This window comes from Amycolatopsis sp. NPDC104863, assembly GCF_055582965.1.
Genome location: NZ_JBVJOW010000001.1, coordinates 1,673,438 through 1,693,030 on the forward strand (window position 1 = coordinate 1,673,438; position 19,593 = coordinate 1,693,030).

At 73.2% G+C, this 19,593-nt stretch carries 19 protein-coding genes; 7 read left to right on the top strand and 12 right to left on the bottom strand.

Translation table 11 applies throughout. The features are described from left to right. Positions 1–6: 6 nt before the first annotated feature. Together ACZ63J_RS07495 and ACZ63J_RS07500 are read left to right on the top strand one after the other, a co-directional pair. Complete coding sequence (locus ACZ63J_RS07495; RefSeq protein ID WP_465398496.1) at positions 7–855, top strand: DUF4397 domain-containing protein; 849 nt, start codon at positions 7–9, stop codon at positions 853–855. Then, complete coding sequence (locus ACZ63J_RS07500) at positions 845–1,447, top strand: class F sortase (RefSeq protein WP_465398497.1); 603 nt, start codon at positions 845–847, stop codon at positions 1,445–1,447. Before ACZ63J_RS07495 ends, ACZ63J_RS07500 begins: the two co-directional genes overlap by 11 nt. Here the strand turns inward: ACZ63J_RS07500 and ACZ63J_RS07505 are convergent. The 6 genes from ACZ63J_RS07505 to ACZ63J_RS07530 form a co-directional block, all read right to left on the bottom strand. After that, positions 1,444–2,547: an LLM class flavin-dependent oxidoreductase gene (locus ACZ63J_RS07505; protein WP_465398498.1), complete on the bottom strand. Its 1,104-nt coding sequence runs from the start codon at positions 2,545–2,547 to the stop codon at positions 1,444–1,446. The genes ACZ63J_RS07500 and ACZ63J_RS07505 overlap by 4 nt on opposite strands. Further along, the gene (locus ACZ63J_RS07510; protein ID WP_465398499.1) at positions 2,544–3,548 is read right to left on the bottom strand and encodes an ABC transporter substrate-binding protein; all 1,005 of its coding nucleotides are present in this window, start codon (positions 3,546–3,548) and stop codon (positions 2,544–2,546) included. The genes ACZ63J_RS07505 and ACZ63J_RS07510 overlap by 4 nt, the downstream gene beginning before the upstream one ends. Continuing rightward, positions 3,541–4,245, bottom strand: coding sequence for an ABC transporter ATP-binding protein (locus tag ACZ63J_RS07515; protein WP_465398500.1), 705 nt, complete (start codon positions 4,243–4,245; stop codon positions 3,541–3,543). Before ACZ63J_RS07515 ends, ACZ63J_RS07510 begins: the two co-directional genes overlap by 8 nt. Next, positions 4,230–5,048, bottom strand: coding sequence for an ABC transporter permease (locus ACZ63J_RS07520; protein ID WP_465398501.1), 819 nt, complete (start codon positions 5,046–5,048; stop codon positions 4,230–4,232). The genes ACZ63J_RS07515 and ACZ63J_RS07520 overlap by 16 nt, the downstream gene beginning before the upstream one ends. 113 nt (positions 5,049–5,161) lie before the next feature. Continuing rightward, on the bottom strand, positions 5,162–7,198 hold the full coding sequence (locus ACZ63J_RS07525) for an acetate--CoA ligase family protein (RefSeq protein ID WP_465398502.1): 2,037 nt from the start codon (positions 7,196–7,198) through the stop codon (positions 5,162–5,164). Continuing rightward, positions 7,195–8,346 (bottom strand): acyl-CoA dehydrogenase family protein, encoded by a 1,152-nt coding sequence (locus ACZ63J_RS07530; RefSeq protein WP_465398503.1) that lies wholly within the window; start codon positions 8,344–8,346, stop codon positions 7,195–7,197. Before ACZ63J_RS07530 ends, ACZ63J_RS07525 begins: the two co-directional genes overlap by 4 nt. A 124-nt stretch (positions 8,347–8,470) precedes the next feature. On the opposite strand from ACZ63J_RS07530, the gene ACZ63J_RS07535 reads away from it, so the two are divergent. Next, the gene (locus ACZ63J_RS07535; protein ID WP_465398504.1) at positions 8,471–9,232 is read left to right on the top strand and encodes an IclR family transcriptional regulator; all 762 of its coding nucleotides are present in this window, start codon (positions 8,471–8,473) and stop codon (positions 9,230–9,232) included. Here the strand turns inward: ACZ63J_RS07535 and ACZ63J_RS07540 are convergent. The 3 genes from ACZ63J_RS07540 to ACZ63J_RS07550 all read right to left on the bottom strand — a co-directional run bounded on the left by ACZ63J_RS07540 (position 9,216) and on the right by ACZ63J_RS07550 (position 12,359). Next, positions 9,216–9,926 (bottom strand): MBL fold metallo-hydrolase, encoded by a 711-nt coding sequence (locus ACZ63J_RS07540; RefSeq protein WP_465305366.1) that lies wholly within the window; start codon positions 9,924–9,926, stop codon positions 9,216–9,218. The genes ACZ63J_RS07535 and ACZ63J_RS07540 overlap by 17 nt on opposite strands. A 17-nt stretch (positions 9,927–9,943) precedes the next feature. Then, entirely contained in the window at positions 9,944–11,056 is a 1,113-nt protein-coding gene (gene srmL, locus ACZ63J_RS07545) for a PheS-related mystery ligase SrmL (protein WP_465398505.1), read from the bottom strand. Positions 11,057–11,846: 790 nt separating this feature from the next. Further along, positions 11,847–12,359, bottom strand: coding sequence for a DinB family protein (locus ACZ63J_RS07550; protein ID WP_465398506.1), 513 nt, complete (start codon positions 12,357–12,359; stop codon positions 11,847–11,849). Positions 12,360–12,403: 44 nt separating this feature from the next. Here ACZ63J_RS07550 and ACZ63J_RS07555 point away from each other — a divergent pair, with 44 nt between their 5' ends. Genes ACZ63J_RS07555 through ACZ63J_RS07565 form a run of 3 tightly spaced genes read left to right on the top strand, consistent with a single transcriptional unit; the run spans position 12,404 to position 16,806 of the window. Then, a complete protein-coding gene (locus ACZ63J_RS07555; protein WP_465398507.1) occupies positions 12,404–13,264 on the top strand; it encodes a DMT family protein in 861 nt (286 codons plus the stop codon). A gap of 54 nt (positions 13,265–13,318) precedes the next feature. After that, positions 13,319–14,989 carry an ABC transporter ATP-binding protein gene (locus tag ACZ63J_RS07560; protein ID WP_465398508.1) on the top strand — a complete coding sequence of 557 codons (1,671 nt, stop codon included), beginning with the start codon at positions 13,319–13,321 and terminating at the stop codon, positions 14,987–14,989. Further along, the gene (locus tag ACZ63J_RS07565; protein ID WP_465398509.1) at positions 14,986–16,806 is read left to right on the top strand and encodes an ABC transporter ATP-binding protein; all 1,821 of its coding nucleotides are present in this window, start codon (positions 14,986–14,988) and stop codon (positions 16,804–16,806) included. The genes ACZ63J_RS07560 and ACZ63J_RS07565 overlap by 4 nt, the downstream gene beginning before the upstream one ends. Here ACZ63J_RS07565 and ACZ63J_RS07570 read toward each other — a convergent pair. Next, on the bottom strand, positions 16,737–17,594 hold the full coding sequence (locus ACZ63J_RS07570) for a LysR family transcriptional regulator (RefSeq protein ID WP_465398510.1): 858 nt from the start codon (positions 17,592–17,594) through the stop codon (positions 16,737–16,739). The two genes, ACZ63J_RS07565 and ACZ63J_RS07570, sit on opposite strands and share 70 nt — an antisense overlap. A gap of 75 nt (positions 17,595–17,669) precedes the next feature. Here ACZ63J_RS07570 and ACZ63J_RS07575 point away from each other — a divergent pair, with 75 nt between their 5' ends. Beyond that, complete coding sequence (locus ACZ63J_RS07575; protein WP_465398511.1) at positions 17,670–18,278, top strand: dihydrofolate reductase family protein; 609 nt, start codon at positions 17,670–17,672, stop codon at positions 18,276–18,278. Between the two features lie 40 nt (positions 18,279–18,318). Here ACZ63J_RS07575 and ACZ63J_RS07580 read toward each other — a convergent pair whose 3' ends face one another. Beyond that, positions 18,319–18,528, bottom strand: coding sequence for an MbtH family protein (locus ACZ63J_RS07580; protein ID WP_465305384.1), 210 nt, complete (start codon positions 18,526–18,528; stop codon positions 18,319–18,321). A 10-nt stretch (positions 18,529–18,538) separates the two neighbouring features. Further along, entirely contained in the window at positions 18,539–19,564 is a 1,026-nt protein-coding gene (locus ACZ63J_RS07585; RefSeq protein WP_465398512.1) for an ABC transporter substrate-binding protein, read from the bottom strand. Between the last annotated feature and the right edge of the window lie 29 nt (positions 19,565–19,593).

The following is a 19,593-nucleotide window of genomic DNA, read 5'->3' on the forward strand; positions in this document are numbered from 1 at the left end:
CGTCCGATGCGCACACTCCCGAAGCTCCTGCTCAGACCCGCCGGCCTGGCCGCCGCCGTGCTTCTGCTCGGTGCGCTGACGCCCGTGACGGCCGAAGCGGCGACCGCGCCCGGCCCCGGGGTCGGCTGGATCCGGGTCGGGCACCTCTCGCCGAAGGTGCCGCCGGTGGACATCTACTTCGCGCCGTTCGGCCAGGCCGAGAAGGTCGTCATCCGCAAGGCCGGGTACGGCGCGGTCACCCCGTACTCCTCGCTCGACCCCGGCAAGTACACGCTGTCGATGCGGCCCGCCGACGCCGCGTCCAGCACCCCGCCCGCGCTGTCGGCGACGATCGACGTCGCCGAGCGCAGTGCCTACTCGCTGCTGGTCTTCGCGAACGGGCCCGACGGCACGCTCAAGGGCGACCTGATCACCGACGACCTCACCCCGCCTGCCGCGGGCAAGGGCCGGGTCCGGGTCGTCGAAGGGTCGGCGGCGATCACCCCGGTCACCGTGGACGGGCCGCAGGGCGTCTCGCTCGCGAAGGAAGCCCCGTACGGCCAGACGTCGAACTACGTCGACGTTCCCCAGGGGCGCTGGCCGCTGCAGCTGAGCGGCGGCGCGGTGAAGTCCACCGCCGACGTCGACGTCAAGGCGGGCACCTCGACGACGCTGCTGGTCACCGAGAACTCCGGGGCGCTGAAGGCGAACCCGATCTCCGACGGCGCGTCGCTGCCCGAACCGCCGCGGCTCGGCGTCGAGACCGGGGGCGGCGGCACCGCGCCGTCGTCCGGGCTGCCGCTGTGGCCGGCGTTCGCCGCGGCCGCGCTGCTGGCCGCGCTCGTGGTGGGACGCCGGGCGGCTCGTGCGCGCTGACCTCGGCGCCCTGCTCGTCGTCGCTGCCCTCGCCGCGGGCTGCTCGGCGGCGCCGGCCGCGACGCCACCGCCGGCCACGCCGACGTCGTCCACGGCTTCGGCGCCGACGGCGACCGGGCCCCAGCCGTTGCCCGCGGCGGCCGACGTCCGGCCGGTGCGGCTGCGGATCCCCGCGATCGGCATCGACGCCGCCGCGCTCGTCCCGCTCGGGCTGGGCGCCGACCACGAGCTCGAAGCGCCGGCGAAGTTCGAAGACGTCGGCTGGTACGCCGCCGGCCCGGTGCCGGGTGACCCGGGCCCGGCGGTGATCGCCGCACACGTGGACTCCCGGGCCGGGCCGGCGCCCTTCTTCCGGCTGCGCGAGCTGCGCGACGGCGACCAAGTGTTCGTCGCGCGCTCGGACGGCCAGGAAACCCGCTTCGTCGTGGACGGTGTCCAGCGCTACCCGAAGGACGCGTTCCCGACCGACGCGGTGTACGGGCCCGCGCCGGGCAGCGCGCTGCGGCTCATCACCTGCGGTGGCAGCTTCGACGCGGCCAAACGGTCCTATCGGGACAACGTCGTCGTCTACGCCTCGACCCGCTGGGGTTAGTACTCCTTGAGCAGCCCGCGCCGGGCCAGCTCCGGCCGGACGCCGTCGCCGAACCAGTACGCCTCCTCCAGGTGCGGGTAGCCGGACAGCACGAACTCGCTGACGCCGACGCTGTGGTACTCCTCGATCAGGTCGGCGACCTCGCCGTGGCTGCCGACCAGCGCCGTGCCCGCGCCGCCGCGGACGAGACCGACGCCGGCCCACAGGTTCGGGTGGATCTCCAGCCCGCGTACCCCGCCGTCGGTGCGGCCGCCGTGCAGCGCGACCATCCGCTGCTGCCCCACCGACTCGCTCGCGGCCAGCTGCGCCTGCGCCTTCGCGACCTGCTCCGGGCTCAGCGCGTCCAGGAGCTTCTGGGCCTCCGCCCACGCTTCGGCCGAGGTGTCGCGCGAGATCGTGTGCAGCCGGACGCCGAACCGGATCGGCCGGTCGCCGGCCAGCGCACGCACCTTGCCGATCTTCTCCGCCACCTGCGCGGGCGGCTCGCCCCAGGTCAGGTAGACGTCGGCGTGGCGGGCCGCGACCGGCAGCGCGGCCGGGGACGAGCCGCCGAAGTAGATCGGCGGCACCGGGTCCGGCGCGGCCAGCGTCGTCGCGCCCTCGACTTTCAGGTGCTCACCCTCGAAGCTGAACGGCTGCCCGGACCAGACCCCGCGCACGATGGTCAGGAACTCGTCGGTGCGCGCGTACCGGGCGTCGTGGTCGTGCCAGTCGCCGAACCGCCGCTGCTCCACCGCGTCGCCGCCGGTGACGATGTTGAGCAGCACCCGGCCCTGCGACAGCCGCTGGAAGGTGCCGGCCATCTGCGCGGCGAGCGTCGGCGAGATGACGCCGGGGCGGAACGCGACCAGGAACTTCAGCCGGGTCGTCTCGCGGATCAGCGCGGCCGTGGTGAGCCACGCGTCCTCGCACCAAGTCCCGGTCGGCGTCAGCACGCCTTCGAAGCCCTGCCGCTCGGCCGCGCGGGCCACCTGCGCGAGGTAGTCCAGGTCCGGTTCGCGCTGGGCCGACGGACCCTGGGACCGGTTGGCGTGGAAGCGTTCCACGATCGTGCGGCCGTCGCCGCTGGTGGGCAGGAACCAGTGCAGTCCGATGGTCATCCGTTGCTCCTCGCCTGATCCAGCTCGGGGGCGAACCGCCGGTCGACGTACGCCGCGAAGTCCACCTTGCCCGGCAAAGTCTTCTCGTTCGTGAAAGCGTCCGCGAGCTGCTGCTCGGACTGCACGACCGAGTCGTCCAGCGCGATCGGCTGGTCGCGGCCCGCGTCGACGGCCTTCTGGGCCACCTCGGGGTTCAGCCCGGTCTCCTTGGCCCACGCCGCCGCCCACTCCGGCCGGTGCGTGTCGGCCCACTTCTGGGCCTTCACCACCCGCACGACGAAGTCGCGGATCGCCGAGTTCTTGCCCGCGTCGGCCAGTGCCGTGGTGCTCGCGGTCTCGAAGGCGAGGCCGTTCGACGCGCCCCGCCCGTCGGCGAGCACCCGCGCCTTGGCCTCGATCTGGGCCTGCGCGGTGTACGGGTCCCAGATCGCCCACGCGTCGATCGTGTGCTGGGTGAACGCGGCGTAGGCCTCGGCGGGCTGTAGGAAGCTCACCTTGACGTCCTTGGTGGACAACCCGTTGTTGTGCAACGTGTTCAGCAGCTGGCCGTGCGCGGAGCTGCCCTTCGCGACCCCGACCGTCTTGCCCTTGAGCGAAGCGACGTCGTTCAGCGGCGAGCCGGGCGGCACGAGGATGGCTTCGCGCTCGACGTTGCTGCGCGCGACGCTGACCACCGCCACCTTCGCCTTCGCGGCGGCCGCGAAGATCGGCGGAGTATTGCCGACCCGGCCGAGGTCGATCGCGCCGGCCGAAGCCGCTTCGAGCAGGGGCGGGCCCGAGGTGAACGTGGACCATTCGATCTTGTACGGCGTGCCGTCGAGCAGGCCCGCGGCGGTGAGCAGCGACTTCACGCCGCCCTTCTGGTCACCGACCTTCAACGTCACCTTCGCCAGGTCCGCCGCGGCGACCGGTGACGGCACGGCGGCCGGACCGGACGACGCCGCCGAGCCGCAGCCCGCCAGCACGAACACCGCGGCGATCGCGGGCAAAACCTTACGCATGCGCATCTTCGGTCACTCCCAGGTCCACCAGCACGCGGCGGCGGAGGTCGTCGTGGTCGGCGGTTTCGCGCGGCCGGTGTTCGGCGACGATCCGGCCGCCGTCGAGGACGAGGACCCGGCCGGCGAGCAGCAGGGCCTCGGCGACGTCGTGGGTCACCAGCAGGACGCCGGGCCCGTGCCGCCGCCACAGGTCCTGGACCAGCCCGTGCATCGCGATCCGGGTGAGCGCGTCGAGGGCGCCGAACGGCTCGTCGAGCAGGAGCAGGCCGGGTTCGCGCACCAGCGCACGGGCCAGCGACACCCGCTGGGCCTCCCCGCCGGAGAGGGTCAGCGGCCAGTCGTCGGCGTGCTCGGCCAGGTGGACCTCGGCCAGCGCCTTTTCCGCCAATGCCCGGTTCCGCGCCTTCGAGACACCGTCCTGGCGCAGGCCGAGCACGACGTTGCGCCAGACCTTCCGCCAGGGCAGCAACCGCGGCTGCTGGAAGGCGACCGAGACGGTCCCGGGCACGTCGACCCGGCCGTGCACCTGGTCGTCGAGCCCGGCGAGCACCCGCAGGAGCGTCGACTTGCCGGAGCCGCTGCGGCCCAGCAGCGCGACGAACTCGCCGCGCCCGACCGTCAGGTCGAGTCCGTCGAGGACGGTCCGGTCGCCGAACCGCTTGGTCAGGTCCCGGACCCGGGCTACCGCGTCCGCCATCGGAGCACCTTCCGTTCGAGCAGCCGGACCAGCGCGTCGGTGACCAGGCCGAGCAGGGCGTACAGGACGAGGCCGACCACCACGACGTCGGTGCGCAGGAACTCCCGCGCGTTGTTGATGAGGTACCCGACCCCGGCGTCGGCGTTCACCGTCTCCCCCACGATCAGCGCGAGCCAGGCGAGGCCGAGCGACTGCCGCAGCCCGACGAGCGACTGCGGCAGCGCGCCGGGGAGCACGACGTGCCAAAGCCGTTCCGCGCGGCTGAACCCGAGCGCCCGGGAGGCTTCGACGAGGTCCGGGTCGGCGCCGCGGATTCCCGAGTGGACGTTCAGGTACAGCGGGAAGGCCACGCCGAGCGCGACCAGCACGATCTTGGTCTCCTCGCCGATGCCGAACCACAGGATGAACAGCGGGATCAGGCCGAGGAAGGGCAGCGTGCGCAGCATCTGCACGGGCGGGTCGACGAGCGCCTCGCCCCACCGCGAGAGCCCCGAGACGATGCCGAGCAGGACGCCGACCACGGCGCCGATCGCGAAGCCCGCGCCGACCCGGCCGAGCGACACCGCGAACGCGTCACCGAGCTCACCGCTGCGCGCGACTTCGACACCGGCCTGCACGACCGTCCACGGTGAACTGAGCTTGTCCGACGGCAGCACGCCGGTGGTGCTGGCGACCTGCCAGGCGGCGACGAGCACCACCGGGCTGATCCAGCGCCGCAGGTCGAGCCGCCGGGCCGGTTTCGCCGGTGGCTCGTCGGCGCGTTTCCGGGCGCGCGTCAGCACGCCCGTGGTGGAAATCGACACGGATTTCTCCCGGGGACGGGGATGTTCGGGCTTGCGTGGTCCCGAGCTTCGAGCCCCGCGGAGGGGAAGTCAATCCGTGGACGGTCACTCCCAGTCCGTGAACAACCGGTGTGTCAGCCCGTGGAACGGCGGACCACGGCGTCCGCGGCCCGGATACCCTGCCGCAGCACGAGCAGCGGGTTGACGTCCAGTTCGACCAGCCACTCCGCCGCCGAAAGGGCGTATGCGGCAACGGCTTCCATGGCGTCGAGCACGGCTTCGAAGTCACCGGGCGGGCCGCCGCGGTGCCCCGCGATCAGCCGGAACGCTCTCAGCCCGCGGACGGCGGCCGCGAAGTCGTCCCGCGTCGCGGGCAGCAGCACGGTCGTGGTGTCGGCGACCAGCTCGACGAGCGTGCCGCCGCTGCCGACGGTGAGCGCGAGCCCGAACCGCGGGTCGGCGCGCACCCCGACGAGCAGCTCGGCGACCACGCCGGTGACCATCCGCTCCACGAGCAACCGGGGCGAGATCGTCGTCAGCTCCTTTGCCGCGAGCCGGACGGCTTCGGCATCACGCAGGTCGAGCCGGACCGCACCGGCTTCGGTCTTGTGCGCCAGTGCGGGCGAAACCGCCTTGAGCACCACCGGGAACCCCACCGCTTCGGCCGCGTCGACGGCTCCATTAGCGTCGGTGAGCACGGCTTCCGGCACCGGCAGCCCCCAGGTCCGTAAGTCCTGTTTGGACTGCCACTCGTCGAGCTGGACCACCGGCCCTCGTGCGCTCGAAACGGCCAGGGGGCCGGGCTCCAGCCGGGCGCGGGCCCGCCCGATCCCGGCCGCCGCCGCGACCGCGTCGAGGCAGTCCCCGAGGCCCTGCATCGGAGTGATCCCCGCGGCGAGCAACCGCTGCGCCAGGGGTTCCGGCAGGTTTTCCGGCAGGGTGCTGACGATGCTCGCCGCGGCGCCCGTCGTTTGGTGCGCGGCGACGAACGCGTCCACTGTGGACATGAACTCGGCCGTGCGGCAGCGGTCTTCGCGCGGGACGTCGAGCACCAGCAGGTGGTGGTCCGCGCCGGCGGTCAGGAGCGCGGTGAAGCAGGCTTCCTGCGCGGGAGCGTCACCCCAGATGTAGGTGTGGTAGTCGAGCGGGTTGGCCACGGCCACGCGGTCACCGAGCACTCCGGCCAGGCGCTCGCGGGTGGCGGCCGGGAAGTCCGGCAGCGTGAGCCCGCGCCCGGCCGCGGCGTCGGCGACCAACGCCGCTTCCCCACCCGAACAGCTCGCCGACACGATCGACGTGCCTTCGAGCGGGCCGTGGACGTGGAGGAACTTGAGCGTCTCGACGAGGGACGGCAGACTGTGCACACGAGCGATCCCGGCGCGCGCGAACAACGCGGAGTCGAGGACATCGGACGTCGCGAGCGCGCTGGTGTGGCTCGCCGTCGCGCGGGCGCCGAGCTCCGACGTCCCCGCCTTCAGGGCGACCACCGGCACTCCCCGCGTGAGGGCTCGTCTTGCGGCCGCGCACAGCGCCGCCGGGTCGTCGATCCCTTCCAGGTACAGGCCGATCGCGGTCACGCGAGGATCGGCGGCGAGGGTGTCGAGCAGCTCCGGAACCCCGGTCACGGCGGCGTTCCCGACGGTCACCAGGCAGGCCAGCGGGAGCGAGCGCCGGTGCATGGACAGGTTGTGCGCGACGTTCCCGCTCTGGCTCAGCACGGCGACCCCGCGCCCGACCCGCGTCCCGCCGTGCTGCTCCGGCCACAGCGCGACGCCGTCCAGGTAGTTCACGTAACCGAGGCAGTTGGGCCCCAGCACCGGCAGGTTCCCGGCCGCTTCGCGCAGTTCGGCCTGGAGGCCGGCGTCGCCGGCTTCGGCGAACCCGGACGCGTGGCAGACGGCGCCCCCGGCCCCGCGCGCGGCCAGCGCGGCGACAAGGTCCACAGTGGACCGGGCGGGCACGGAGAGGAACGCCGCGTCGGGCGCCGCGGGCAGGTCCGCCACCGACCGGAAGCACGGCAGGCCGGCGAGCTCGGCGCGGCGCGGGTGCACCGGCCAGATCTCGCCGGCGTAGCCGAGCGCCCGCGAGCGCGTCACGACCTCGGCCGCCGCCGCGCCCCCGGCGACCACCACGTGCCGCGGCGCGAGCAGGCGGCGCAGCCCGGCGCTCACGCGCCCAGCGGACGCAGCAGCGACCGCGCGATGATGTGCCGCTGGATCTCGCTGGTGCCGTCCCAGATCCGCTCGAGCCGCGCGTCGCGCCAGAACCGCTCGACGCGCGTTTCGGCCATCAGGCCCAGCCCGCCGAAGACCTGGACGGCCTGGTCGGTGATCCGGCCGAGCGTCTCGGAGGCGAACAGCTTGGCCATCGCGACGTCGCGGTCGCTCAGCCGCCCCTGGTCGAAGTTCCAGGCCGCGCGCAGGGTGAGCAGTTCCGCCGCTTCCAGCTCGGTCGTGAGGTCGGCCAGCGGGAAGGCGATGCCCTGGAAGCGCCCGATCGGCTGCCCGAACTGCTCGCGCCGGGCGGCCCACTCGGTCGTCATGTCCAGCACGCGCCGGCCCCGCCCGACACAGGTGGCGGCGACGGACAGCCGGGTCGAGCCGAGCCACTCGTTCATCAGGTCGAAGCCGCGGCCCTCCTCACCCAGCCGCTTCCCGGCGGGCACGCGGACGTCGTCGAAGAGCAGCTCGCAGGTGTGGTAACCGCGGTTGGACACGCAGCCCGCGGCCTTCCGGACGGTCACGCCGGGCGTGTCGAGGTCGACGAGGAACCCGGTGATCCGCTTCTTCCCGCTGGCTTCGACGCCGGTGGCCGCGAAGAGGATGACGAAGTCGGCGACGTCGGCGTGGCTGATGAAGTGCTTGCCGCCGGTGATGACGTAGTCGTCCCCGGCGGCAACGGCGCGGGTGGTCATCGACCGGACGTCGGAGCCGGCGCCGGGTTCGGTCATCGCGAGGCAGTCGGTGCGGTCGCCGCGCACGGTCGGCAGCAGGTACTCCTCGCGCTGTGCGCCTTCGCAGGCGAGCAGGATGTTGCTCGGCCGCGCCACCAGCGAATGCAGGGCGTACGACGCCTTCCCGAGCTCACGTTCGGCGAGCGCGACCCCGACCCCGTCGAGGCCGCCCCCGCCGACGTCGGCGGGCATGTTCGGCGCGTACAGCCCGGCTTCGAGCGCGCGTTTCCGGATCTGCGCGGCGAGCTCCGCGGGGACCTCGTCCAGCCGTTCGACCTCGTCTTCGTGCGGGTAGAGCTCGGTCCGCACGAAGGCGGCGACCGTGTCGGCGACCATCCGCTGCTCGTCGGTGAGGGCGAAGTGCATGCCAAGACCTCCGTCGCATAATGTGCGATTCTCGTTCGTAATGCGCGACGGTACGGACGGGCGCGGTGAGCCGTCAAGCGTCCGAACGGGCGCTCGCTAGGCTGCCCGCCGAGGGAGGACCCGCATGGAGGACAAGGGAACCGGGCGCGTCCAGTCGGTGGACCGGGCGGTCGCGCTGGTGGACGCGGTCGCCGACGCCGGCCCGCTCGGCGAGACCGCGGCGACGCTCGCCGAGCAGTGCGGCCTCAACCGCGCGACGGCGTGGCGGCTGCTGGCCACCCTCGAACACCACGGCGTCCTCGAACGCGACCCGGCGAGCAACCGCTACACGATCGGCCTGACCGCCGACCGCTGGGCCGCGGGCGCCGGCGTCGACGGCCTGGTGCGGCGCGCGCACGACACCGTCGTCTCGCTGTCCGAGCAGACGGGCGAAACGGCGAACCTGGCCGTGCCGCGGCAGTTCGGACTGACCTATGTGGACGAAGCCGTGCCGTCGGCGGTGCTTTCGGCGCGCTGGCTGGGCTGGCAGGCGCCGCTGCACGCGACGTCGACCGGAAAGGCGTTCCTCGCCGCGCTGCCGTGGTCGGAGGTCGCGAGCCTGCTGCCGGAGGAGCTGACGCGCTACACGGACTCGACGATCGTCGACCGCGACCGGCTGCGCGCCGAACTGGGCGGCGTGCGCGAGCGGGGGTACGCGCTGAGCGTCGGCGAGATGGAGACGAACCTGTACGGGGTCTCGGCCGCCGTGCTCGACCGGCGGCGCCGGCCGCTGGCGGTGGTCAGCGTGTGGGGCGCGCTGACGGCCGCGGTGTCGTTGGCCGAGCTGGGCGAGCTGGCGACGAAGGCGGCGGCCTCGATCGAGACCGCCGTCAGCCGCCGAACATGACCTTCCATTCGTCCAGCGACCGCGGCCGGTAGACGAAGTTGGTGCGCTTCACCTCCGACAGCGCGGCCGACGGCTCGGCCGAGTACTGGTGCCCGGGGTAGACGACGGGATCCCCGGCCAGGCCGGCGAGCGCCTGGAGGCTGCGGTAGATCTCCTCGGCGTCACCTCCGGGGAAGTCGGTGCGGCCACAGCCTTCGAGGAACAGCGTGTCCCCCGAGACGAGCTTGTCCTCGACGAGGAAGCACTGGCTGCCCGGCGTGTGCCCGGGCGTGTGCAGCAGCCGGATGGGGATGCCGCCGACCTCGAGCACGTCGTCGTGGTCGTGCGCGCGCAGATCGGTGTCGGAGACCCCGGTGACCCGGCGGACCCACTCGCTCTCGGCCCCGTTGACGTGGATCGGCACCGGCTGGAGGGCGAGCAGCTCGGCGATGCCGGGCAGGGAGAAGCCCATCATGTCGCCGCCGACGTGGTCGGGGTGGTGGTGCGTGGCGAGCACCCCGGTAAGCCGCATCCCATCGGCCTCAAGGACCCCCAGCAGATCCTGGACGGCGTAGGCCGGGTCGACGAGCACCGCGTCCCGCGTCTCCCGATCGCCGATGAGGTAGGCGAAGTTCACCATCTGCGTCGCAACGGGATCCCCGACAGCGAAGTCCCGCCCGGCGAGCAGCTGCCGGAAGTAGAGCCGATCTGCCATGGCCACACCCTACGGGGTCACTCCGCCGCCCACTGGTGGGCGCTCCCCTGGTGCAGGGCCGCGTAGACGCGGTCGCGCAGGACGTTCGCCTCGTGGTCGGACAGCGTGGTGCCCAGCGGGCGGAGGACCAGCCTGACCAGCAGGTTCTTCTGGTCCGGACGAGCGCCGAGGCGGGCCAGCGCCGGCGGCGGCAGCTGTGCGCACGGTGTCTCCTCGCGGATCTCGACCGACTCCACGACGGCCGCGTCTTCGCCGAGCGCGTCGCGGACGCGGTCGCCGAGGTCTTCGGCGCGGTCGTGCGCCGCGACCACGATGGACAGGTCGCGGCGGACCGGGGGCAGAGCCGACACCGGACGGTAGGGCGCGAGGTCGGTGAGCTGCGCGGCGACCGCCGGGTCGGGTGAGCGCAGGAGGCGGATGTCCGGGATGCCCTTGAGCAGCATCAGCATCCGGTCGAGGCCCAGGCCGAGCGCGAGGCCCGACCAGCCGTCGCGCAGGCCGGCGCGCTCGAGGACCGCGGGGTGGGCGAGGCCGCACTCGGCGATCTCGACCCACTCGCCGTCGTGGTCGACGTCGAGCTGGGCGCCGTCCACTGTGTACGGGTGGCGGCGGTCCTCGAGCCGCCAGTTCCGGTTCGGCAGCAGGGCTTTTAGCAGCGACGTCACCATGTCTTCCAGGTCGGCGCGGCCCAGCGGCCGGCGGGTGAGGCGCCACAGGTCGAGCTGGTGCGGGGTGCCACTGTGGAGCCGGTCGATGCTGTCGCGCCGGTAGACGACGCCCGGGCAGACGAGCAGGACGTCGTCGGCCGGGCTCGCGGCCAGTGCCCGCAGCGCCGCCGGGACCATCGCGCTGGAGTGGCTGCGCAGCATGTGGCCGTCGTCGACGTAGCGGGTGTAGCGCGCGTCGCGGGTGACGTCGGCCGGGTCGTAGCCGAGGTTGTCGTAGTTGTCGGCGACCGTGACCACGCGATCGCCGGGCCACCACCGGACGGCGCAGTCCCACCGGCCGGCCACCGCGGCGACGGCGTGGTCGACGACAAGCTGGACGGCGTGCGGCCCGGCGGCCGGATCGGTGAGATCACGGACGGCGAGATCGCGGATGAGCTGGGCGCGGGTGAGGGTTGCGGGCATGACGGACCTCCGGAGCGTGCGGATCGGTTGAGGGAGATGAGCTCCCCCTGGCCCGGACACCCGGCAGGTCGGTGCGACGGCGATCATGGTGGATCGGACGGGCGCCGTTCAGGCAGCGCCGGCCGCGCGCGTGGCACCAAAACCCCGCTGGCACCCGGAAAGGGCCAGGGGGCCGGTAAATCGGCGGTATCCCGCAACGACGGCCACGGAGTCAGGTTAGCGAGCCGGTCACGCGATTTTCCGCGCTGCCCGAGGCAGCCTCGAACCGCGCGGAAACCGCACCGCGGCAGACCGCCCGTGCCGCCCAGACCAACTGGCGGCCGCTTCGATCGCCGCCCCAGCCGCACTCGCCCGAAACAGAGACCGATCGGCCGCACTTCCCGAACCGGCCCGCGCTGGTCGAGCAAGGCGGCCACCGCCCGAAGTCGGCCGGCACTGACGCAGCACCGGCCCGGCCGCTTGCCTCCGCGAACCAACCCGCATCAACCGGCAAGGCGGCCTCGCCCGGCCACCGAAGCGACCCCGCCCAGTCACCGCGCCCGCGCACCACCGGCGACCTGGCCCGCGCCGCCCGGCCGCAATGCCCGCACCGCCCGGCCACTTCGCCTGCGCCGTCCGACCTGCCCGCACCGCCCGGCCAACCGAAGCGACCCGCCCAGCCAACCGAACCAGCCCGTCTCAACCGGCAAGGCGGCCCCGCACGGCCAGGTCGCCTGCGCCGCCCGCGACCTTGCCAACCGGAGCGACCGCCCAGCCGCCATCCCCGCGCCGCCCCAACCTCACCCCTCCCTCACTCACCCACCTCCCCATCCGCCAACTCCCTCAGCACATCCAAATGCCCCAAATGCCGCGCAGTCTCCTGAACGACATGCGCCACCACCCACCGCACCGTGAACTCCGACCGCCGCCGGGTCTTGTCGTCCGGACCCAACCTCCGTAGCGACTTCTCCGACCGGGCCCACTCCGCGCGATACGCCGCCACCACCGACGCCGGAGTGTCCTCCGGAGCCAAATCCCAGCTCGGGTCCGGCGTCCCCACCCACAGCGACGGCAGGTCCACTCCCCCCGCCTCGATCGACAACCACCACCGCTCGACCGCCGTCAGGTGCTTCAGCACCCCCAGTGCGCTCAACCGGGGTGACGTCGGCAGCGGGGTCGCCGCCGCCTGGTCGCGGGTCAGGCCCGCCACCTTGTTCACCGCCGTCGCTCGGAGGAACTGCAGGAAGTCCAGCTGGAGGCGCAGCTCGTCGGTGGCCAGCGGGGCGGGCCACGACCGGTGCGTCTTCGAACTCGTGTTCGACATGACCGGAACCTACCCCACGGGTCCGACAAAATAGAGTGATCGGCATGTGGTGGGGTCTGCTCTGCGCCTTGGGCGCGGCATGTGCATACGGCGTCGCGTCCGTGATGCAGTCCGTCGCCGCGCAGGCGACCGAGACGGGCGGCGACGGCGTCGACCCGAAACTGCTGGTGCGCGTGCTCGGCCAGTGGAAGTTCGTGCTCGGGCTGTCGCTCGACGTCCTCGGCTTCGTCGCGCAGATCGTCGCCCTGCACGTGCTGCCACTGTTCGTCGTGCAGGCCGCGCTCGCCGCGAGCCTCGCCGTGACCGCCGTCGCCGCGCGGTTCCTCGGTGTCCGGCTCGGACGGCGGGAGTGGGCCGCCATCGCCGTGGTGTGCGCCGGGCTCGGGCTGCTCGGCGCCGCCGCGGAAAGTGAGGGGTCGGACCCCGTCGGGCTCGGGTTCCGGCTGGTCCTGATCGGCGCCGTGCTCGTGCTGGCCGGCGCCGGGGTCGTCGCCGGGAAGGCGCCACGCCGGGTGCGGACACCCGCGCTCGGGCTCGTCGCCGGGCTCTGCTTCGGTGTTGTCGCGATCTCCGGGCGGATCATCCCCAGCCTCGCGCCGCTGGACCTGCTCACCGACCCCGCGACCTACACCGTCGCGGTCGCGGGCGGGCTGGCGATGCTGTTCTACGCGACGGCCCTGCAACGCGGGAGCGTCACCACCTCGACCGCGATGATGGTGCTCGGCGAGACGGTGTTCCCCTCGCTGGTCGGCGTGCTCGCGCTCGGCGACCGGACGCGGCCCGGGTTCGTCGTGGTCGCGATCGCCGGGTTTGCGCTCGCCGTGCTGGCGGCGCTGGCGCTCGCCCGCTTCGGGGAGCCGGCGACCGAATCGCGAACTGAGACGAAGCCGACCGTTTCCCCGTGAGTTCCTTACTTAGACTAGCCTTACCTATCCATAGAGCTGGACAGGGAGGCGCGGGTGAGCACGACCGGACGGGAAGTCCTCCGCCGTTCGATCGCCGGGCAACGGAAGTCGGTGGCGCTCGCGTCGCTGCTGACCGCGGGCCATCAAGGCGGTGAGGCGCTGGTCCCGGTGGTGATCGGCGTCGTGATCGACCAGGCGGTCGCCGGGGGGTCGGTGGGCACGCTGCTGCTCTGGCTGGCGGTCCTGGCGGTGCTCTTCGCCGGCCTGTCGACCAGCTACCGCCTGGGCGCCCGCTTCGGCGAACGCGCCGCCGAACGCGCCGCCCACGACCTGCGGCTCGACGTCGGCCGCCGCGTGCTGCACCCCGGTGGCGGCGCGGAGTCCGGCAACCTCGCCGGTGAGCTGGTGAGCATCGGGACGTCGGACGCGAAGCGTGTCGGCCAGCTCAACAGCGTGCTGCCGTTCGCCGTCGCCGGGCTCGCCGGGCTGCTCGTCAGCGCCGTCGTGCTGCTCACGATGTCGGTCCCGCTCGGCCTGCTGGTGCTGCTCGGCACGCCGCCGATGCTCTACCTCGCGCATCTCGTCGGAAAGCCCCTCGAACGCCGCAGCGAGGCGGAGCAGGAACGCTCCGCCTTCGCCTCCGGCATCGCCACGGACCTCGTCGCGGGCCTGCGGGTGCTCAAGGGGGTCGGCGCGGAACGGGCGGCCGTCGACCGCTATCGGCGGACCAGCCAGGACTCACTCAGGGCGACGCTGAGAGCCGCCCGCGCCCAGGCCTGGCACAACGGCGCGCTGCTCGGCCTCACCGGCATCTTCATAGCGTTGGTTGCGCTGGTTGGCGGAAACCTCGCCGCGGCCGGCGACATCAGTGTCGGCGACCTGGTCGCCGCGGTCGGGCTCGCGCAGTACCTGATCACGCCGTTCTCGATCTTCGCCTGGGTCAACGGCGAGCTCGCGCAGGGCCGGGCGTCGGCCGGGCGCATCGCCGACGTGCTCACCGCGCCGCCCGCGGTCGGCGAAGGTTCCGCGACGCTGCCCGAGCCGTCGAGCGGCCACGTGCGGCTGTCCGCGCTGAGCCGCGGCGCCCTGCGTGAGGTCGACTTCGAAGCGCGGCCGGGTGAGCTGCTCGGGGTGGTCGCCACCGACCCCGCCGCCGCGACCGACCTGCTCGACTGCCTCGGCCGCGCCGCCGATCCCGCGGCCGGCTCGGTGTCGGTCGACTCGGTCGACCTGTCCACTGTGGACCCGAGCCGGGTCCGGGAGGTGGTGCTGGTCGCCGCACACGACGCGGACCTCTTCGCCGGGACGCTCGCCGAGAACGTCGAAACCGGGCCCCGCAGCGGCGAAGCGATGGCCGCGGCCGCCGTCGACGAGGTGGCGAGCGCGCTGCCCGACGGCGTCGCGACCGCCGTCACCGAACGCGGGCGGTCACTGTCGGGCGGCCAACGCCAGCGGGTCGCGCTGGCACGCGCGCTGGCCGTGGACGCGCCGGTGCTCGTGCTGCACGACCCGACGACCGCCGTCGACACCGTCACCGAGGCCCGCATCGCCGCGGGCCTGGCCGAGCTGCGGCGTGGCCGCACGACGATCCTCGTGACCACCAGTCCGGCGCTGCTGGCCGCCACCGACCGCGTCGTCCTGCTCGACGACGGGCGGATCGCGGGCGAAGGCAGCCACCGCGAGCTGGCCGGTCGCGCCGACTACCGGGCGGTGGTGCTGTCATGACCCGCGAACTCCTCCCCGTGGCCGACGGCCGCCGGATCCGCGCCGTCGTCGGCGAGCTGCTCGGCCGATCCAAGGGCCGGGCGACCGCCGCGGCCACGATGCTCGTCGCGGCCACCGCGATCGGCCTGCTCACCGCTCCCCTGCTGGGCCGCGTGGTCGACCTCGTCGCGACGCGCCACCCCGCGAGCGATCTCGTCACGCCCATCGTCGGCCTGGTGCTGGTCGCGCTCGCCCAGGCGGTCGCGACCGCGATCGGCGTCTCGATGGTGGCGCGCCTCGGCGAGACGATCCTGGCCGAGCTGCGCGAACGGTTTGTCGAGCGCGCCCTCGGCCTGCCGCTGGAACAGCTCGAGCGAGCCGGCTCCGGCGACCTCACCGCGCGCGTGACGAACGACGTCTCGGTGGTCGCGGAAGGCGTCCGGCAGGCGCTGCCCGAGCTGGGCCGCTCGGTGCTGACGGTGCTGCTCACGCTGGGCGCGCTGGCCGTGCTCGACTGGCGGTTCCTGCTCGCCGCGCTGGTGGCCGTGCCGATCCAGCTGTGGACCGTCCGCTGGTACGTGCCGCGTGCGAAGCCGTTGTACGCCAGGCAGCGCGAGGCCGTCGGCGCCCAGCAACAGCAGCTGCTGGACACCATCGGCGGCGCGAAGACCGTCCGCGCGTTCCGGCTGGCCGACACCCACCTCGACCGGGTGCGCAAGCGGTCCGACACGGCCGTCGACCTGGCGCTGCGCGGGATCCGGCTGGTGACGCGGTTCTACGCGCGGCTCAACCTGGCGGAGTTCGTCGGGTTGTCGGCGGTGCTGGCGATGGGGTTCCTGCTCGTCGGGGCCGACGCGGTGACGGTCGGGGTCGCGACGGCGGCGGCCCTGTACTTCCACAGCCTCTTCGGGCCGATCACGACGGCGCTCGCGCTGGTCGACGACGCCCAGGCGGCCGCGGCCAGCCTCGCGCGGCTGATCGGCGTGGCCGACCTGCCCGCGGAAGCGGAGCCCGCGCACCCGGCGCGTCCGGCCGACGCGTCGGTGAAGACGGCGGCGGCCGGCTATTCCTATGTGGACGGTCATCCGGTGCTGCGGGACATCGACCTCGGTGTCGCACCTGGTGAACGCGTCGCGCTGGTCGGGGCGAGCGGGGCCGGCAAGACCACGCTGGCCAAGCTGATCGCCGGCATCCACCGCACGGACACGGGTTCGGTCACGCTCGGCGGCGTCGGGCTGGACGAGCTGGGCCCGGAAGCCACCCGCCGGACGGTCGCGCTGATCAGCCAGGAGGTCCACGTCTTCGCGGGCCCGCTGGCCGACGACCTGCGCCTCGCGCGCCCGGCGGCGACCGACGCCGAGCTGCGGGCCGCGCTGGCGAAGGTGGGCGCGCTGACCTGGGTCGACAGCCTGCCGGACGGCCTCGCGACGGTGGTCGGCGAAGGCGGTCACCAGCTGACCGTGACGCAGTCCCAGCAGCTGGCCCTGGTCCGCCTGGTGCTGGCCGACCCGCCGATCGCGATCCTCGACGAGGCCACGGCCGAGGCGGGCAGCGCGGGGTCGCGGGTGCTGGAGGCCGCGGCCGCGGCGGCCCTGGAAGGCCGGACCGCGCTGGTGGTCGCGCACCGCCTCACCCAGGCGGCGGCGTCGGACCGGATCGTGGTCCTCGACGCGGGCGCCGTGGTGGAGTCCGGGACGCACGACGAGCTGGTCGCCGCCGGCGGTCAGTACGCGACGCTCTGGGCGGCCTGGTCAGGACAGCGTGCCGGTCACCCGGTCGCTTCGGCGAGCGCGTCCAGCACCGCCGCGACGGCGGGCGGGTCGGGCGGGTCGCCATAGGTCGCGGCGTGGATCCGGCGGCTGACCCCGGTCTCCGTCGTGTGGATGCCGGGACGGCGGTGGGCTTCCAGCGCGAGCCCGGGCAGGATGGCGACGCCCGCGCCGGCGGCGACCAGTGACTGCACCACGACCATGTCGTCGCTGAGCGAGGCGATGCGCGGGGTGAAACCGGCTCGCGCGCACACCGTGTCCAGCTCTTCACGGCACCGGGCGCAGCCGCCGATCCACCCGGAGTCGCGGTGGTTCTCCAGGCGGTCGCCGGGTTCCCGGGTGACGAGGTGGATCGGATCGTCACCGAGGTGACGCAGCCGGAAGCCCTCCTCGCCCGGGCCTGCGACGTGGTTGAACACGACGGCGATGTCGATTTCGCCGTGGCGCAGCATGCGGAGCGCTTCGACCGGGTGCTCGTCGACGAGGCTCAGCTGGAGTCCCGGATGCACCAGCGCCAGCTTCGCGGCGGCTTTCGGCACGATCGTGGCCAGCGTGGAGGCGTTGGCGGCGAGCCGCACGACTCCCGCCCGCAGGCCGACCTGCGACGCCAGCTCGGTGGCGGCCGCGTCGACCCGGCCGACGATCTCCGCGGCCCGGTGGGCCAGCAGCCTGCCCTCCGGGGTCAACCGGATGCCGCGGCCGACCCGCTGGACGAGCCGGGCGCCGGTGGCGGCCTCCAGCCGGGACAGGTGGTGGCTCACCGACGGCTGCGAATAGTGCAGCTCACGCGCCGCCTCGGTCACCGAGCCGTGCCGCGCCACCGCGGCCAGCACCTCGAGCTGGACCAGGTTCAGCATTCATCAACATTATCAATGTGTCGGCGCCCGGTTTGGCATTGGACGCCATGGGTCCGGCCCGCCAAGCTGGTGCTCATGACGACGGTGACCTGCGACCTCACGATCTCCCTCGACGGCTACGCCGCCGGGGCGAACCAGACCGAACAGCGCCCCTTCGGCGACGACGGTGGCGACGGCTGGGGCGACAAGCTGCACGCCTGGTTCGGCGAAGGCGCCGAGACGCACCCGGACGAGTTCGCGAGGATGATGACCGCGAAGGCGTTCATCATGGGCCGCAACATGTTCGGCCCCATCCGTGGCGACTGGGACCGGCCCTGGACCGGCTGGTGGGGCGACAACCCGCCGTACCACGGCCCGGTCTTCGTGCTCACCCACCACCCGCGCGACCCGCAGCCGATGGAGGGCGGCACCACGTTCCACTTCGTCACCGACGGGATCGAGGCCGCCTTCGCCCGCGCCCGTGAGGCGGCCGGCGACGGGGGCATCTCCATCCACGGGGGCGCCCACACCGTGAACCAGTACCTCGCCGCCGGGCTGATCGACGAGATGCGGCTGCACGTGGCCCCGCTCATGCTCGGCGCCGGGTCCCGGCTCTTCGACGGCGTCCCGCCGCTCGATCTCGAGCAGATCGACGCGCGGGCCGCGAAGTCGGTCACGCACCTGCGTTACCACGTCCGGCACTGACAGCGCCGGGAACCCGGGCGGGCTCCCGGCGCCGCGGTGCTCAGTCGTCCATGGCGTCGGCCAGGGACTTCGGCCGCATGTCCGTCCAGTTCGCTTCGACGTGGTCCAGGCACGCCTGCCGGCCCGCGGGACCGAACGCGACCGTCCAGCCCGCCGGGACGTCGACGAACTCCGGCCACAGGCTGTGCTGGTTCTCGGCGTTGACCAGCACCAGGTAGGTGCCGTCGGGGTCTTCGAACGGGTTGGTCACGGGAGCCTCCTCAGGCGGTGATGTCGGTGCGGGCGCCCTTCACGACGTCGGCCAGCTTCTGGACGACCGGGGCCGCGAGCACCGGGTTGAACCGCGGTTCGGTCGACCAGTCGGCGACCTGGTTCGCCTTCACCGGGGCCAGCTGCGCCCACGTCGGGATCGCCCCCAGCTGCTGGCGCGACAGGGCGAAGGTACGGCTGTCGGAGAGGATCAGGTCGGCCGGGTATTTGCCGGCCTGCTCCCAGCTGAGCGTCTCGAAGTACTCGTCCGGGCCGGCGCCGTCGACGATGTCCATGCCCAGCTCGCGGTAGTAGGCGAGGTCCGAGAAGAACTCCGGCTTGCAGACGTAGAGGTTGTCCTTGTCGCTGGAGACGACGAGGACCTTGAGCCCGGGCTTGGCCTTGAGCGCGGCCTTGAGGTCGTCGGACGCCTTCCGGAAGTCGTCCTTGCCTTTCTTGATGGCCGCGGAGTTCGCGTCGCCGCCCAGCGCCACGGCGAGCTGCTCGTAGCGCTCGATCACCTTGGGCAGCGTGACCTTGTACTCCGACATCGCGACGATCGGCGCGATCGCCTGCACCTTGGGGCCGAGGTCGTCCTTGAGCACCCACAGGTCGGTCGGCTTGGCGCCGGTCAGGCCGGTGACGACCAGGTCCGGCTTGAGCGCGGCGAACTTCTCCATGCTGAAGTCGTCCCAGGCGTTGCCGATCGAGGTGACGGCGTTCAGGTCGATGTTGCCGGCCTGGATCTCCTTGCCGCCGTCGGCCGTCTTCTGCGGGCCGAACACGCCCAGCGGGTGGACGCCGTAGTCCCACAGGGCGGCGGCCGAGCTGGCGTAGGCGACAACGCGGGACGGCCGCTGGTCGCGGGCGGCCTTCTGGCCGCGGTCGTCGGTGAACTCCCATGGCCCCGAGGCGGCGGCCGCCGGCTTGTCGCCGCCGCTGCCGCACGCGGTGAGCGCCGCGGCCGCGGCGAGCCCGCCGGTGCCGATCAGGAATCCACGCCGGCTGAGCCCGGCACCGCCTTGAAACACCGACATGACAACCTCTCACCGAGCCTTTTAGGATA